Genomic DNA, 14,015 nt, shown 5'->3' with positions numbered 1-14,015 from the left:
AGCCCTGAGATGCCCCTGACTACTCGAACGTCACCGAACCGGTTCGGCTACGCACGTCACCGACCAGCAACCTGATCGAGACCCAAGGGAGACGCCTCCAGGGCCTCAAAGGGTGTCGAGCAGCTTGGCAAGGGCCTTCGGTACGCCGGTACGCCAGCCGATCCGGAGCAGCTTCTCGGTCTCGAACGCCAGCACCTCCGCCTCGGTCAGCGCCCGCCAGACCTTGGCCGCTGGGTGTGGGGAGAACTGGTCGACCTCGATCGTGGTCAGTTGGTCGGTCACGCGTCCTCCATCCGGTCCAGTACGTCGCCCAGCGCGGCCATCCGCTCGCGCCAGAACCGTTCGTACGGCGTCAACCACTCCTGCACCTCGGCGAGCGGCACCGGCTCCAACCGGTAGAGCCGCTGGCGGCCTTCCTTCCGCTCGCTGACCAGGCCGGCGTCGCGGAGCACCCGGAGGTGCTCGGACAAGCTCGGCCGGGCCATCGCGAACCGCCCGGCCAGCACACCGACCGGCTGCGGCCCGCCGTCGCGCAGCAGCCGCAGCACCTCCCGGCGGACCGGGCTCGACAGCGCGGCGAACACGCGATCCTCGATGCTCTCGGCAACAACACTCGGGCGCGGTGGCATGCCTCGTACTATACGTAGGTTTATTCCTACCTATCAAGTCCTACTGTGGTGCGATGAAGTTCCTGATCCTGATCTACGGCAACCCCGAGGGCCGCGCGCTGTGGAACCAACTGTCGGAGGAGCAGCGGCGCGAGTCGATGAGCGGCTACGCCGAGCTCGAGAACGCCCTGACCGCCGAAGGTGAGCTGATCGCGAGCGAGTCGCTCGACGATCCCGCGCTGACGCGGCAGGTCCGGGTCCGGGACGGCAAGGCGGTCACCACCGACGGCCCGTTCGCCGAGATCAAGGAGCAGCTGGCCGGCTTCTACCTGGTCGACTGCGACACCGTCGAGCGCGCCACCGAGATCGTCACGCGGATCCCGGAGGCGGCGTACAGCATCGTCGAGATCCGCCCGGTCCGGGACCTGAGTTCCCTGCGGTGAGCACCGCGGGGCAGCCAGGGCCTGGTGTTTCGGGGCAGCGGGGAATTCCGGGGCACGCAGATCCAGGGCGGGGCAGGCCGGGGCAGATCGAGAATCTGCTCCGCGAACTGGCCCCACGCGTGGTCGGCCCGCTGGTTCGGCGGTACGGCGGCTTCGACCTGTGCGAGGACGCCGTGCAGGAGGCCTTGCTCGCGGCAGCCACCCAGTGGCCGGCCGACGGCGTGCCCGATCAACCGCTGAACTGGCTGATCACCGTCGCGTCCCGCCGCCGGATCGAGCTGCTGCGGAGCGAGGCGGCGCGCCGGAAGCGCGAGGAGGCCGTCGCCACCGCCGATCCTCGTCGCGCGTTCGAGACCCCGGATGGTTCCGGCGCGCCGGCTGACCCAGCGCCGGTCCCCGCGATCGACGACTCGCTCACGCTGCTCTTCCTCTGCTGCCACCCCGCGCTCACTCCCCCGTCGCAGATCGCGCTCACCCTGCGCGCCGTCGGCGGGCTGACCACGGCCGAGATCGCCCGCGCCTTCCTGGTGCCCGAGGCAACCATCGGTCAGCGGATCAGCCGCGCGAAGGCGACGATCAAGGCCGGCGGCGCGACCTTCCGGATGCCGCCCGCCGAGGAGCTGGGTCCGCGGCTGGCCGCCGTCCTGCACGTGCTCTACCTGATCTTCAACGAGGGCTACACGGCCAGCTCCGGCGAGGCCCTGCACCGCGTCGAGCTGAGCACCGAGGCGATCCGCCTGACCCGTCAGCTGCACGCGCAGCTCCCGGCCGAGGGCGAGGTCAGCGGGCTGCTCGCCCTCATGCTGCTCACCGACGCCCGCCGGCCTGCTCGCACCTCGGAGACCGGCGCGCTCGTCCCCCTCCCCGACCAGGACCGCACCCGCTGGCACCACGACTTCATTGCCGAAGGCACCGACCTGATCAGTACGACGTTGCGCACCGCTCCCATCGGCCCGTACCAGCTGCAGGCCGCGATCGCCGCCGTGCACGCCGAGGCGCTGGACGCCGCCGACACCGACTGGCGCCAGATCCTCGTGCTCTACGAGCTCCTGGAGACGCTGTCCCCCGGCCCGATCGTCACGCTGAACCGGATCGTCGCCGTCGCGATGGTCCACGGCCCACGCACCGGCCTCGACCGACTCGACCAGGCCGCTGAGGACCCGGCGCTCGCGAACCATTACCGCGCTACCGCCGTACGGGCTCATCTGCTCGAACTGGCCGGCGACCTCGAAGCAGCCCGTACGGCGTACCAGGAGGCCGCTCGGCTGACCCAGTCGTCCCCGGAGCGCCACTACCTGGCGGCGCGCGCGGCAGCGATCGTCAGCTAGGCGCGTTGTAGGCAGGCGGCGGCACGTCCAGCGTGGTGTAGATGGAGGTGGCCAGCCGGTCCTGCTCGTCCGCCGCGGCGATCGACCCGAGGGACCGGTGCGCCCGCGCCAGGCCTGCGTGGGCGCGGGCCTGCTCCATCGAGATGTCGTACTTGCTGGCGATGGCCAGGGCCTCGGTGTGGTGAGTCACCGCCTGCTCGCTGTCGCCCGCGGTGTGCACGGCCTCGCCGATCCCGTTCAGTGCGTAGCTCTCGTGGTCGTAGGCAGCGGTCTCGCGGTAGATGAGCAGGGCGTCCTGGTGGTGCTGCACCGCTCGGGCGGTGTCACCGGTAGCGGTGCAGAGCTCGCCCAAGGTGTCGAGTGCGCCTCCTTCGCCGCCGCGGATGCCGGTGTGACGGTAGATCTCCAGCCCCTCGATCAGATGCTCGCGGGCGTCGTCGTACGCGCGAGTGCGGACCTCGGCGACCCCGAGTCCCTGCAATGCACGCGCCTCGCCGGTGCGGTTGCCGATCCGACGGTACAGCTCCAGCGCCTGCCGGCTGTGGGTGAGCGCGTCCGCGTACCTGCCCTGCCGCTCCGCGACCACGCACAGGTTGGTCAGGACCGCCGCCCGACCGTCGATGACGTCGACCTCGGTGTAGATCGACAGCGCTCGGTCGAGCACTTCGAGCGCCTTGCCGTAGCGGGCGGTCCGCTTGTGGTTGTTGGCGAGGTTCGACAGGATCAGCGCCTCGCCGAGCCGGTCACCGACCGAACCGAACACGGCCAGTCCGCGCTCGAAGTTCTCGCGGCTGCGGTCCCAGTCGCTCAGCTGGGTGTAGTGGGTGCCGAGGGCGTTGTAGGCACCGGCCTCGCCGATGGCGTCCCCGGCGGCCGCGAACTTGTCCCGCGCCTGCTCGTGCAGCTCGATCGCCCGGTGGAACTCGAACGTCCGCGCCCAGGCGATGCCGAGGTTGTTCAGCGCGTACGCCTCACCGATCAGGTCGCCGGCCGCGACGGCAGCGCGCAGGGCGTGGCTGGAGATCGTCATCGCGTCGGACGCGTGCACGCCCATCAGGTACCGGCCCAGCGTCATCGAGAGATGGCTGGCGTGCATGAGCCAGCCGTTCTGGCTGGTGTGCTCGACAACGGCCATCAGGTTCGAGCGCTCGGTCGCCAGCCAGCCCACCGCGTCGGACCGGTCGCTGAGCCCCGGCAGCTCGGTGGACGGCGTCGCCACCTTCGGCCTGCGGTCGCGGTACGCCGGGTGCAGGACGTCCATGCAGACCGAGCACGTCGCCAGGTAGTAGTCGAACAGGCGGGTCAGAGCGCCGCGGCGATCACCCGGCCGGTCCTCATCCATCCCCTTGACCGTCGCGAAGGCCCGGACCAGGTCGTGGAAGGTGTAGCGGTCAGGGGTGGTCTGCTGGAGCAGGTGGTCGCGGGCCAGCTCCTCCAGGGTCAGCTCGGCGACCGGCAGGCTGGTGTCCGCGAGCGCGGCAGCGGCGTACCCGTCGAAGTCGGCGCCGGGGTGCAGGGCCAGCATGCGCAGGATGCGGCGATGCCGGTCCGGCAGGCCTTCGTACGACAGGGCGAGCGCAACCTCTACGGCGTCGTCGATGCGGTGGTTGTCGTGCCGCTCGTCCAGGCGGTCGGCGTGGTCGGTCAGCGTCCAGCCGGTCGTCGTACCGATGTAGGCGGTGACGAGGCTGAGTGCGAGCGGCAGGAAGCCGCAGCGCGCCGCGATGCGGTCGGCGGCTGTCGGGTCTTCACCTGGTGGCAGGTCCGGGAGGTTGCGGGTCAGGTACCCGACTGCTTCGTCGCGGGTGAACACGTCGATCTCGAAGCGGGTCGTGTGGGGCAGACCGGTCAGACCGCGCCGGCTGGTGATCATGGTGAGGCAGCCGGCGGTCTGTGGCAGGAGCGGGCGGACCTGCTCCTCGGTCGCCGCGTTGTCGAGTACGACGAGGGTCCGGGTGCCGGCGAGGCGTTCGCGGTAGACCGCCGTACGGGCTGCTAGTCCGTGGGGGATCCTGCTGGCCGGCACGTTCAGCCGGCGCAAGAACCCGTCGAGCACCGCCGCCGGGTCAGCCGGAGGCTGCTGGGGATCCTGGTGGAAGCCACGCAGGTTCACGAACAGCACCTGCTCGAACGGCTCGGCCGCAGCCAGCAGGTGCCCGGCGTGGACAGCGAACCGGGTCTTGCCGACCCCTGCCATCCCCTCGATGGCCGAGATGACCACCGCGTTCCCCTCGCTCTGGCTGGCGACCAGCACGTCCCGCAGCCGGTCCAGCTCGGCAGTCCGCCCGGTGAACCCGGCCAGGTCCTCCGGCAGCACCTCCTCGACACTCACGTGCGCCGACGCCGCGCTCTCGCCGGTCACCACGCGCAGCGCGTGCTGCCAGCGCGCCACGTAGCCGGAGTCGGCGTGCAGGGTCGCCACGATGTCCAGCAGCAGCTCCGCGTCCATCCGCCGCCGCCCGAGCCGGAAGCAGTCCGCCACCGTCGACTTCCGGGCGGGCTGGCCGCGCCGCTCGGCGATCTGCCGCGCGATCACGTCGTACGACGGACTGCCGGCCCAGACCTTCAGCAGCCGCAACTGCCCGACCAGGTCGTCGAGATCGGTGACCCCGTCCGGGTCCGGCAACTCGTTCACCCGAGCACTCTATGCGGGCGGAGCGCTGCGCAGGGTGGTGTTTCTCGGGTTGGTCAGGTGCAAGCCGATCAGGCTGCCGCCGCGCGAGACGCCGCCGCCGGAGATGACGAGGGTGCCGACACCGCCGGACGCGCCGTTCACGAGCAGGTGCTGACCGGCTTCCAGGTCTCGCAGGGCCATCAGCGCCGTGTTCGCGGCGAGCGGGACGCGGCCGCCTGATCCAAGGTGAGGGCGGCGGGCTTGTGGGCGAGCACGGTCTGCGGCGCGCCGTACCGGTCCTGGACGACGGCTCTCATCACTACCCCCACCTCGAGCCCCCAGGCTGCGGTTCGACCGTAGTCAGTGGCGGTGCTTACGGCCAGGGGGTCGCCGCGGCGGCGAACTCCTCGGGGTCGGAGTGGACCGGGATGACGCACACCAGCTGCCCACCCGGGACGCGCAAGGTGTTGCAGCCCTGCCAGCTCGACACCTCGACCGCGCCGAGCGCGATCAACCGCGCCGTCTCGGCGTCGACGTCGTCGGTCTCGATGTCCAGGTGGTAGCGCGACTCACCCTCTTCGAGCGCCTGGATCGCGGTGACCAGACCCGGCACCGCGTCGTACAGGCTGATGTACTGCGGCTCCCCCGGCGGACTGCCCGTCCGCACCCCCAGCGCGGCGGACCAGAAGTCCTTGGCCCGCGGCGCTTCCGCCTGCGGTACGTCGATCAGCAGCGTCGAAACCCGGCTCTTGTGCATGCGACCCGATCGTAGGCGGCTTCGCCCTCACGCGCCTTCGGTTTCCTCGCGCACCACCTCGTACCCGAGCCAGATCATCCCGTCGGTCTCGGTCTGCGTGGACAACAACCGGAGGCGGGTCGGCAGCTGGTCGAGCGGCAGCTCAGGCCCGTCGAACGCGGTCGGTGTCCCGAGCCCGCCGATGATCGCCGGACTGATCACCAGGTGGATCTCGTCGACCAGATCGGCCCGGAGCAACTCCCCGTTGAGCCCACCGCCCGCCGTCGACACCACGCAGGTCACCCCGAGCACCTCGTACATGGTCCGCAACGCGGCCGCGAGATCGACCTTGTCCTCACCGGCGACGAGGTAGGCGATCCGCTCCCGCCGTAGGTAGGCGAGATGGGCCGGCGGCGTCGTCCGCGAGACGAGCACCAGTACGTCGTACTCGCCCTGGCTCTTGATGTCCCAGGCGATCCGCCCCCGGCTGTCCACCACCGTGAACCACTTCTCGCGCGAGGCCCGGCCCACGATCTCGACCGGCAGGAAGTTGCTGCGCAGCTCGTCGATCGATTCGTCGTACTCCTCCGGATGCCCGGCCACAGCCTCCGCCGAGTCCGCAACGAACGAGCCGCTCCCCTCCAGCACCGCCTGCGGCCCCCACCGCTCAGCCAACTCGGCGGTCCGCACGTCCTCCAGCCCCGCCGCACTCCCCGGCAACATCCCCTGCCACACCTGCGAAGCGGCCTCCCCCATCAACGGCTCCCCCCGCCGCAGAGCCACCCGCCCGTCCACCGACGCCGTCACCGAAACCACCACCCGAGGGCGCCCCACGATGTTCCCCATCCGCGCCTCATCCCCATTCGTCGATGCCCCCACTCAAGCAGCCCCCGCCGACACCCACCACGCCCCAGCGCCAGCTCGTCGTTTCAGACCCTCGGACTCATGATCTGACCGGGCTCCCTCAGCGCTCTATCGTTAGGCGCCATGAGCTACCCGCAGCAGCAGCCGCCGCCTCCGCAGTTCCAGCCGCACCAGTACCAGCCGCAGGCGCCGATGGGCATGCTGCACCTCACCATCCAGGGCAGCGTGATGACCAGCACCATGGTCCCGCCGACGGTGCACCTGAACGGCTACCCGGTCCGGGTGAAGCACGGCCGAAACGACATCCCCGTCTTCGCCGGCCCGCTGCACGTCGACATCCACTCCCAGTGGATGCGCTCCTTCGGCAGGGCCGCACTCGACTTCACGGTCCACCCGAACCAGGCGGTCCCGGTGTTCTACGCGTCCCCGTACCACCAGTTCGCCTCCGCCGGCAGCATCGGCCACACCAAGGTCAAACGCAAAGGCCTCGGCTTCCTGCTGGTCCTCATCACCGCGATCCTCGCCGCCAGCGCGCTGATGATCTTCTTCGCAGCCCTCGGCTGATCCCCACCCCGGATCCCTGAGCCACCAACCACCAGTACGACGTACGCCGCCTCACCTCCACGGATCGCTACGCCCGCCTTGAGCCGGACGTCAGCAGTCAGCAGTCAGCAGTCAGCAGTCAGCACCAGACTGAGCCCCTCCCCGCGGCTGCTCCGTCAGAGCAGCTCACCTGCTGTCGGGCTAACGGAAGTCCCGGGAGGTGGTTCGGGCGGCCAAGGGGAGGCGTTCCAGTTTGTCGGCGACCAGGTTGGTGACTCCTTGGGAGCGTTCGAGGCGGCCCCGGATGATGAGGGCGCTGGATTCTCGGGCGATGCGGCGGTAGCGGTTCCAGACGCCGCCGGAGCAGATGATGTTGATCATGCCGGTCTCGTCCTCGAGGTTGAGGAAGGTGACGCCGGAGGCGGTGGCGGGGCGTTGGCGGTGGGTGACCACGCCGCCGACCAGGACGCGGGTGCCGTCGGGGGCGGTGGAGAGCTGGTCGGCGCGGAGGATTCCGCGGGTGTCGAGGGCGGCGCGGACATGACGGATCGGGTGATCGTCGGGTGAGATCCCGGTGGCCCAGAGGTCGGCCATGGTGGTCTCCATCTCGCTCATCCCGGGGAGCGTCGGCGGTGGGCCGGCGCTGCTCACGCCGGACAGGTGGCCGGGGCGTTCCTCCGCGGCCCGCCCTGCATCCCAGAGCGCCTGCCTCCGGGAGAGACCGAACCCGTCGAACGCCCCCGCCGTCGCCAGCGCTTCCAACTGGACTGCGGTCAGGCCGGTACGGCGTACCAGATCGGCCATGTCGGCGTACCGGCCGTTCTTCTCGCGCTCCTCGACGATGACCGTCGCGGTGCCCTCGCCGATCGACTTCACCCCCGCCAGCCCGAGCCGCACCGTCAGCCGCCCGTCCCGCCGATGCGCGTCGGAGTCGAAGCGCACCTTCGGATCGAACTCCCCCACCTCCGGCTGCTCCTGCTCCAAACACCCTGCGTTTCCCGTCGCAGCAACCACCTTCACAGCCCCAGCAGCAACCGAAGACCCACCAGCCACCGTGCCAGGAGCCGAGCCCTCCCCCACCCACGGCACGGACAACACGCCGCCTGACGACACCGCACCAGAGGGCACGGAGACGGCGGACACGAACGTAGACGCGACGGGCGCAAGTGCAGACCCGGCGTCGCGCGCGGACCCGGCGAACGCGGCCTCGCCGTCGGGCAGGGGCGCGGCGCCAGTGGGCGCGGAGGCGGCGGGTACGAACGTGGACGCGGCGGGCTCAGGTGCAGACCCGGCGTCGCGCGTGGACCCGCTGAGCACGGCCTCGCCGTTGAACGCGGGCGCGGCGGGGTCGGGCGCAGAGGCGACGGACCCAAGTGCAGACCCGGCGTCGCGTGCGGACCCGTTGAACGTGGCCTCGCCGTCGAGCGCGGGCGCGGGGCCGGTGAGCTCAGGCGCTGAGAGCTCCGCGACGAAGGAGAGTGCCGACGCGGAGGAGGCGGGCGCGGACTCGGCGGCGAGCGTGGCGGGCTCGGGCGCGGGCGCGGAGGTGGCGGAGAGCGCGGGCGCGGAGGAAGTGAGCGGGGGCTCTGCGGGGGCGGTGAGCGCAGGGAGCGCGGGAGTGGCGGCTGAGGGGGTGGCGGCGGCAGTTGATGGGGTTGGCTCGAGCGGGTTGCCGGGCTCGGCGGGTGGGGGGTCTGTGGGGTGGGGCCCGGAGGTCTCGGGCTCAGCGGGCCGGGGGGCAGTGAGATGGGCTCCAGCAAGGCCGGGCTTCGTGGGGTGGGGGGCGGTGGTCTCGGCTGGTTCGAGGGTTGGGTGGATGTGGGAGAGGTGGAGGTCGGGGCGGTTGACCTGGACTCCGTGGCGGCGGGCGTCGGCGGTCAGGGATTGGGGGGAGTAGAAGCCCATGGGCTGGGCGCGGAGGAGGGCGGCCAGGAAGGCAGCGGGGTAGTGCAGGCGGAGCCAGGTGCTGGCGTAGACGAGGAGGGCGAAGCTGATCGAGTGGGACTCGGCGAAGCCGAAGTTGGCGAAGGCTTCGATCTTTTCGTAGATCTGGTCGGCCAGGTCGCCGGTGATGTCGTGCTCGGCCATGCCCTCGTACAGCTTGGCGCGGAGTGACGAGATCTTCTCGACGCCGCGTTTGGAACCCATCGCGCGGCGGAGCAGGTCGGCGTCCTCGCCGCTGCAGCCGCCGACCGTCATCGCGATCTGCATCAGCTGCTCCTGGAACAGCGGCACCCCGAGCGTGCGTTCGAGCACCGGCTCCAGCTTCGGGTGCAGGTAGGTGATCGGCTCCTCCCGCAGCTTGCGGCGGATGAACGGGTGCACCGCACCGCCCTGGATCGGGCCGGGCCGGATCAGCGCCACCTCGATCGCCAGGTCGTAGAAGCTGCGCGGCCGCAACCGCGGCAGCGTGCTCATCTGCGCTCTGCTCTCCACCTGGAACACCCCGACCGAGTCCGCGTGGCCGAGCTGGTCGTAGACGCCGCGTTCCTCCTTCGGGATGCTGTCCAGCGTCCAGTCCTCGCCGAGGTGCTTGCGGACCAGATCCATGCAGTACTGCAGGGCGGCGAGCATGCCGAGCCCGAGCAGGTCGAACTTGACCAGCCCCATCCACGCGCAGTCGTCCTTGTCCCACTGCAGGACGGTCCGGTTCTCCTTGCGGGCATGCTCGACCGGTACGACGTGGCCGACCGGGATGTCGGTCAGCACCATGCCGCCGGAGTGGATCCCCAGGTGCCGCGGGAACTTCAGCAGGTCCTCGGCCAGCTTCACCACCGGCTCGGGGATGTCGTGGTCGACGCTGCTGCGGACCGCGCCCCACGCGTCGACCTGTTTCGACCAGGCGTCCTGCTGCCCGGTGCTGAAGCCGAGCGCCTTGGCCATGTCGCGGACGGCGAGCTTCGGGCGGTAGGTGATCACGTTCGCGACCTGGGCCGCGTTGCGCCGGCCGTACTTGCGGTAGACGTACTGGATCACCTCCTCGCGCCGGTCGGAGTCGAAGTCCACGTCGATGTCGGGTTCCTCGTCGCGGGCCGCGGACAGGAACCGCTCGAACGGCAGGTTGAACTTCACCGGGTCGATCGCGGTGATCTCGAGCGCGTAGCAGACCACGGAGTTCGCCGCCGAGCCACGGCCCTGGTAGAGGATGCCCTGGCGCTTGGCGTACATCACGATGTCGCGCACGATCAGGAAGTAGCCGGGGAACTCCAGGTCCTGGATCACCTGCAGCTCCCGCTCGACCCGGGCCTCCGCCTCGGGCCGCAGCTTCGGCTTGTCGGCGTACCGTTTCTTCACGCCGTCGCGGCACAGCTTCCACAGCCAGCCCATCGCGTCGTAGCCCGGCGGGACCTCCTGGAGCGGCAGGTTCGGCTTGGCGGCGCGCAGGCTGAACGCGAGCTGGTCGGCCAGCTCGACCGAGCGCGCGACGGCGCCGTCGTACCGGTGGAACCTGGCCAGCATCTCCTCCCCCGACCGCAGGTGCGCCGTCCCGGCCGGAGGCAGCCAGCCGTCCATCGCGTCCAGCGACCGGCGGGCCCGGACCGCGGCGACCGCGGCGGCCAGCCGGTGGCCGCGCGGCTGGGCGTAGTGAACGTTGTTCGTGGCAACGACCGGGAGGCCTTGCTCGGCGGCGAGGCGAGCCAGTACGGCGTTGCGGCTGCTGTCGGTCGGCAGGCCGTGGTCGATCAGCTCGACGACGACCCGGTCCTTGCCGAACAGCGCGGTCAGCCGGTCGAGCTCGCGGGCCGCGGCCGCCGGGCCGTACGCCTGGCCGCCGAGCTCGAGCGCACGCCGTACCAGGCCTTTGCGGCAGCCGGTCAGGATCAGCCAGTCGTCCTTGCCGTGGTCGGCGAGCTCCTCCAGGTCGTAGACCGGGCGGCCCTTCTCCTGGCCGGCGAGCTGGGCCTCGGTGATCGCTCCGGCGAGCCGGTGGTACCCCTCCTGGCGTTCGGCCAGGACCAGCAGGTGGCTGCCTTCGGGGTCGGCCGCGCCGTTCTGCGGTTTGGTCAGGTCGAGCGACAGTTCGGCGCCGAACACCGTGCGGAGGTCGGTGTACTCCTCCGCGGCCTCGGCCATCCGGACCACGCCGTAGAACCCGTCGTGATCGGTCAGCGCGAGCGCGTGCAGGCCGAGGCGGACGGACTCCTCGACCAGCTGCTCCGGGGCGGAGGCGCCGTCGAGGAAGCTGTAGTAAGAGTGACAGTGCAGCTCGGCGTACGGCACGACCGGTCCATCGGGACGGCGTGGGCGCAGCGCGGGATCCGGGTCGTACGGCGGGCGGTGGCGTGACCAGGCCGGGCCGTCGCCGCCGTCGGCCTCCAGCAGCTCGTCGACGGGCTCGGGCGGGCGCGACCGGCCGGACAGCTTGCGCTCCAGCTCCGACCAGGGGACCGCCGGGTTATTCCAGCCCACGGGTGGCTCCCCTCTGCAGCTGGCGGAGCTGGCGGTGGGCTCGCTGGAGGCGCCGGCAAGCGGACAGGCTGCGGTGACAGGGCAGGCGGAGGTGCCGGGCGCCGGGCAGGGAATGCCTTGCAGGGCAGGAGATCCGGTACGGCGTGAGGTGGCGTCTGGTTGCTCGGGTCGGACCGGGAGTGGCTGGGACGTGGAGGTCGGCGTACTGCAGGGCGCCGGGGTGTGCCGCCAGGAGGTGGCGGCGGGCGTAGCGCAGGTGGCGGTGGGCGGTGAGGCGGTGGCGCTGCCGGTGGGCGGCCAGGAGGTGGCGCCGGGCGCAGAGCAGGTGCCCTTCGACCTGGTGCCGGTCCGTGGTGGGGCCGTCGGCGGGTGCAGTGGTGAGGCCCGTGACGGAGGCAGCGGCGGGTGCAACGGTGCCGGTGGTGGGGTCAGTCATAGCTGGCCTCGATCCACCAGTGGGTGTTTTGCACGGCGGCCAGCCAGGCGCGGCCGTCGGCGGTGACCAGTTGGAAGCGGGCGAGGCGGTTCTCGGCGTCGGAGTCCCACCAGCGTTCCTCCACGGGCCAGGGGCCGGCCCAGGCGGTGATCGGGTGCAGCTTGTTGCTGTCGGCAACTTGTGGGGCGGGGAGCAGGCGGAAGGCCGAGGGGGCGCCGGAGAGGGCGCCGCGGGCGCTGACCGTGACTTGGCGTCCGTCGGCCGACAGGACTTCGGCGGGGCGTGGTGAGGGGTAGACCAGCGTCGGCACTGGCACCGGCCAGCCGGAGGTGGATGGCAGAGGGAGTGGGGTTGTGGTGGGTAGAGGGCGATGGGTGGCCAGGTCGGAGGGCTTGCGCCTGGGGGCAGCTGCAGGCATGTCGGGTACGGGAGGGGGCGTGGGGGTCGGAGTTGGAGATGAGTGGAGAACAGCAACGGTGGAGGCCAAGCGGGGCTTGGGAACAGCGAGCGTGGGCGCGGACGCGACGGGCGCGGACGCGATCGGCACGGGCGCCGCGGCCGCGACGGGCGCGACAGCGGGCGTGGGCTCAGCCGACACCGGCGCGGTGGTGGAGAGCTCCGCAGGGCCAGGGAGGGAGCCGGGCCAGGGGCTTTCGGGGGATCTGGTGGGGGTGGGTGGATCGCCCCAGGGGATGAGGGTTTGGCGGTCGGCGTAGCCGCGGCCGCCGCTGATGACCGGGATGACCACGGCGCCGTGGCCGAGCATGCTCTGGACTCGGGACAGCGCGCGGTGGATGCGTTCGTCGGGGCCGCTGCCCCACAGCGTGTCGACGTGGGCGCCGACCGGGTCGACCCGTTCGGGGATCAGGCGGAGCCGCACCACCGGGGAGGTCAGTTCGCTGGTCGCCGTACCGCTGCCCTGGAGCTGCCAGCGGACTCGGTCGACCACGTCACCAGGAGCGAACCAGCGGGGGTGCAACCACTCCCGCTCGTGCACCCGGCCGGACTCCGTCCCGACCTCGACGCGGAGGGTGGTGCAGACCAGACCGAGCGCGGTCAGCCGGTCGATCAGTTCGTCCGCGACCGCCCGGACCGCGAACGCGACCTGGTCGACCCGGTCCACCGATGGTTCGAAGTCGAGGGTCCGGGTCAGCTCGGGCGGGACCTGCCGGGCCACTACCGCGCGGTCGTCGTCGCGGGCCAGCCGGTGGGCGAACGCGCCGTCCGGCCCGAACCGGGTCAGCACCTCGGTCGCCGGGAGTCGCGCGAAGGCGCCGAGCGAGCGCAGGCCGAGCCGTCGCAGCAGGTCGGTGAGCTCCGGTCGCTCCAGCGTGTCGACCGTGAGCGGCGCCAGGAACTCAGCCGACCCGCCGGACGGGATGACCTGCACCCGGGTCTGCGCCGACGCGGCTCGCGCGGCCTGCTCCGCGGCGAACGGGCCGTCGGCGATTCCGACCCGGCCACCCGGTACGTCGTACGTCTCCAGCCGGTCGAGCAGCTTCTCCGCGGCGGCCGGCTCGCTGCCGTAGAACCGGCTCGGGCCGCGGGCCTTCAGCGCGCACATGCCTGGGCGGATCACCTGGATGCCTGGCGTCAACGCCTCCAGGCAGGCGATCACCGGATCGAACGCCCGCGCGTCGATGACCGGGTCGTACTTGAGCACGAGCAGCTCCGGGCAACGGGACTGGGCGTCCCGGGCCCGCAGCCCACGGCGCACTCCCTCGGCGCGGGCCGTGGCTGAGCTGGCCAGCACGCGTCCCTTCAGCAGGACGGCCAGCGGAGCGTCCGGTGAGACGCCTTCCACCGAAGCCGCCGCGAGCACCGGCCAGTCCGGCACCCACACCACCATCGTCCGCACCCCCACCTGCCGAGTCGAGCCACCACCCCGAGTCGAGCCGCCACCCCGGGTCCGCCGACCGCCCGGAAGCTGCCGATCGACACGGCCACCGCTCGGAATCTGCCCGTCGCCGAGGCGGCCGCCCGGACTCTGCTCACCACTCGCGGCCTGCCCACCCCGCACCGGCTGCTGAGAA

At 71.5% G+C, this 14,015-nt stretch carries 12 protein-coding genes and 1 pseudogene; 3 read left to right on the top strand and 10 right to left on the bottom strand.

Annotated elements, in window-relative coordinates; translation table 11 throughout:
* Nucleotides 1–105: 105 nt before the first annotated feature.
* Both ACLQ2O_RS33855 and ACLQ2O_RS33850 read right to left on the bottom strand, forming a co-directional pair.
* Nucleotides 106–282: a hypothetical protein gene (locus tag ACLQ2O_RS33855; RefSeq protein ID WP_425840018.1), complete on the bottom strand. Its 177-nt coding sequence runs from the start codon at nt 280–282 to the stop codon at nt 106–108.
* Nucleotides 279–629 (bottom strand): ArsR/SmtB family transcription factor, encoded by a 351-nt coding sequence (locus ACLQ2O_RS33850; RefSeq protein WP_425840016.1) that lies wholly within the window; start codon nt 627–629, stop codon nt 279–281. Before ACLQ2O_RS33850 ends, ACLQ2O_RS33855 begins: the two co-directional genes overlap by 4 nt.
* 53 nt (nt 630–682) lie before the next feature.
* Here ACLQ2O_RS33850 and ACLQ2O_RS33845 point away from each other — a divergent pair, with 53 nt between their 5' ends.
* On the top strand, nt 683–1,051 hold the full coding sequence (locus ACLQ2O_RS33845) for a YciI family protein (protein WP_425840013.1): 369 nt from the start codon (nt 683–685) through the stop codon (nt 1,049–1,051).
* Nucleotides 1,052–1,095: 44 nt separating this feature from the next.
* Complete coding sequence (locus tag ACLQ2O_RS33840; protein ID WP_425840176.1) at nt 1,096–2,379, top strand: RNA polymerase sigma factor; 1,284 nt, start codon at nt 1,096–1,098, stop codon at nt 2,377–2,379.
* On the opposite strand, the gene ACLQ2O_RS33835 is transcribed toward ACLQ2O_RS33840, so the two are convergent.
* The 4 genes from ACLQ2O_RS33835 to ACLQ2O_RS33820 all read right to left on the bottom strand — a co-directional run bounded on the left by ACLQ2O_RS33835 (nt 2,372) and on the right by ACLQ2O_RS33820 (nt 6,575).
* A complete protein-coding gene (locus tag ACLQ2O_RS33835; RefSeq protein WP_425840011.1) occupies nt 2,372–5,014 on the bottom strand; it encodes an ATP-binding protein in 2,643 nt (880 codons plus the stop codon). The two genes, ACLQ2O_RS33840 and ACLQ2O_RS33835, sit on opposite strands and share 8 nt — an antisense overlap.
* A 9-nt stretch (nt 5,015–5,023) precedes the next feature.
* Nucleotides 5,024–5,194, bottom strand: a complete 171-nt coding sequence (locus ACLQ2O_RS33830; protein ID WP_425840008.1) for a hypothetical protein — start codon at nt 5,192–5,194, stop codon at nt 5,024–5,026.
* 172 nt (nt 5,195–5,366) lie between these two features.
* A complete protein-coding gene (locus tag ACLQ2O_RS33825) occupies nt 5,367–5,750 on the bottom strand; it encodes a VOC family protein (protein WP_425840006.1) in 384 nt (127 codons plus the stop codon).
* Between the two features lie 27 nt (nt 5,751–5,777).
* Complete coding sequence (locus ACLQ2O_RS33820; RefSeq protein WP_425840003.1) at nt 5,778–6,575, bottom strand: RibD family protein; 798 nt, start codon at nt 6,573–6,575, stop codon at nt 5,778–5,780.
* Nucleotides 6,576–6,716: 141 nt separating this feature from the next.
* Here ACLQ2O_RS33820 and ACLQ2O_RS33815 point away from each other — a divergent pair, with 141 nt between their 5' ends.
* A complete protein-coding gene (locus ACLQ2O_RS33815; RefSeq protein ID WP_425840000.1) occupies nt 6,717–7,157 on the top strand; it encodes a hypothetical protein in 441 nt (146 codons plus the stop codon).
* A gap of 180 nt (nt 7,158–7,337) precedes the next feature.
* On the opposite strand, the gene ACLQ2O_RS33810 is transcribed toward ACLQ2O_RS33815, so the two are convergent.
* From ACLQ2O_RS33810 to ACLQ2O_RS33795, 4 genes and pseudogenes are all read right to left on the bottom strand, one after another.
* Complete coding sequence (locus ACLQ2O_RS33810) at nt 7,338–8,012, bottom strand: OB-fold nucleic acid binding domain-containing protein (RefSeq protein ID WP_425840173.1); 675 nt, start codon at nt 8,010–8,012, stop codon at nt 7,338–7,340.
* A 921-nt stretch (nt 8,013–8,933) separates the two neighbouring features.
* Nucleotides 8,934–11,546 (bottom strand): annotated as a pseudogene (locus tag ACLQ2O_RS33805) (error-prone DNA polymerase); the annotation flags it as partial.
* A complete protein-coding gene (locus ACLQ2O_RS33800) occupies nt 11,533–11,982 on the bottom strand; it encodes a hypothetical protein (RefSeq protein WP_425839997.1) in 450 nt (149 codons plus the stop codon). The gene ACLQ2O_RS33800 and the pseudogene ACLQ2O_RS33805, both read right to left, overlap by 14 nt.
* The gene (locus ACLQ2O_RS33795) at nt 11,975–13,846 is read right to left on the bottom strand and encodes a DNA polymerase Y family protein (RefSeq protein WP_425839994.1); all 1,872 of its coding nucleotides are present in this window, start codon (nt 13,844–13,846) and stop codon (nt 11,975–11,977) included. The genes ACLQ2O_RS33800 and ACLQ2O_RS33795 overlap by 8 nt, the downstream gene beginning before the upstream one ends.
* Nucleotides 13,847–14,015: the final 169 nt, after the last annotated feature.

Source organism: Kribbella sp. DT2, from assembly GCF_049844575.1.
Taxonomy (GTDB): domain Bacteria; phylum Actinomycetota; class Actinomycetes; order Propionibacteriales; family Kribbellaceae; genus Kribbella.
This window is presented reverse-complemented; position numbering and strand designations above follow the sequence as displayed.

Excerpts from the sequence above, each read along its gene's own strand:
- ACLQ2O_RS33850 (WP_425840016.1), bottom strand. The coding sequence starts at position 629 with ATGCCACCGCGCCCGAGTGTTGTTGCCGAGAGCATCGAGGATCGCGTG.
- ACLQ2O_RS33845 (WP_425840013.1), top strand. The coding sequence starts at position 683 with ATGAAGTTCCTGATCCTGATCTACGGCAACCCCGAGGGCCGCGCGCTG.
- ACLQ2O_RS33830 (WP_425840008.1), bottom strand. The coding sequence starts at position 5,194 with ATGGCCCTGCGAGACCTGGAAGCCGGTCAGCACCTGCTCGTGAACGGC.
- ACLQ2O_RS33825 (WP_425840006.1), bottom strand. The coding sequence starts at position 5,750 with ATGCACAAGAGCCGGGTTTCGACGCTGCTGATCGACGTACCGCAGGCG.
- ACLQ2O_RS33820 (WP_425840003.1), bottom strand. The coding sequence starts at position 6,575 with ATGGGGAACATCGTGGGGCGCCCTCGGGTGGTGGTTTCGGTGACGGCG.
- ACLQ2O_RS33815 (WP_425840000.1), top strand. The coding sequence starts at position 6,717 with ATGAGCTACCCGCAGCAGCAGCCGCCGCCTCCGCAGTTCCAGCCGCAC.
- ACLQ2O_RS33800 (WP_425839997.1), bottom strand. The coding sequence starts at position 11,982 with ATGACTGACCCCACCACCGGCACCGTTGCACCCGCCGCTGCCTCCGTC.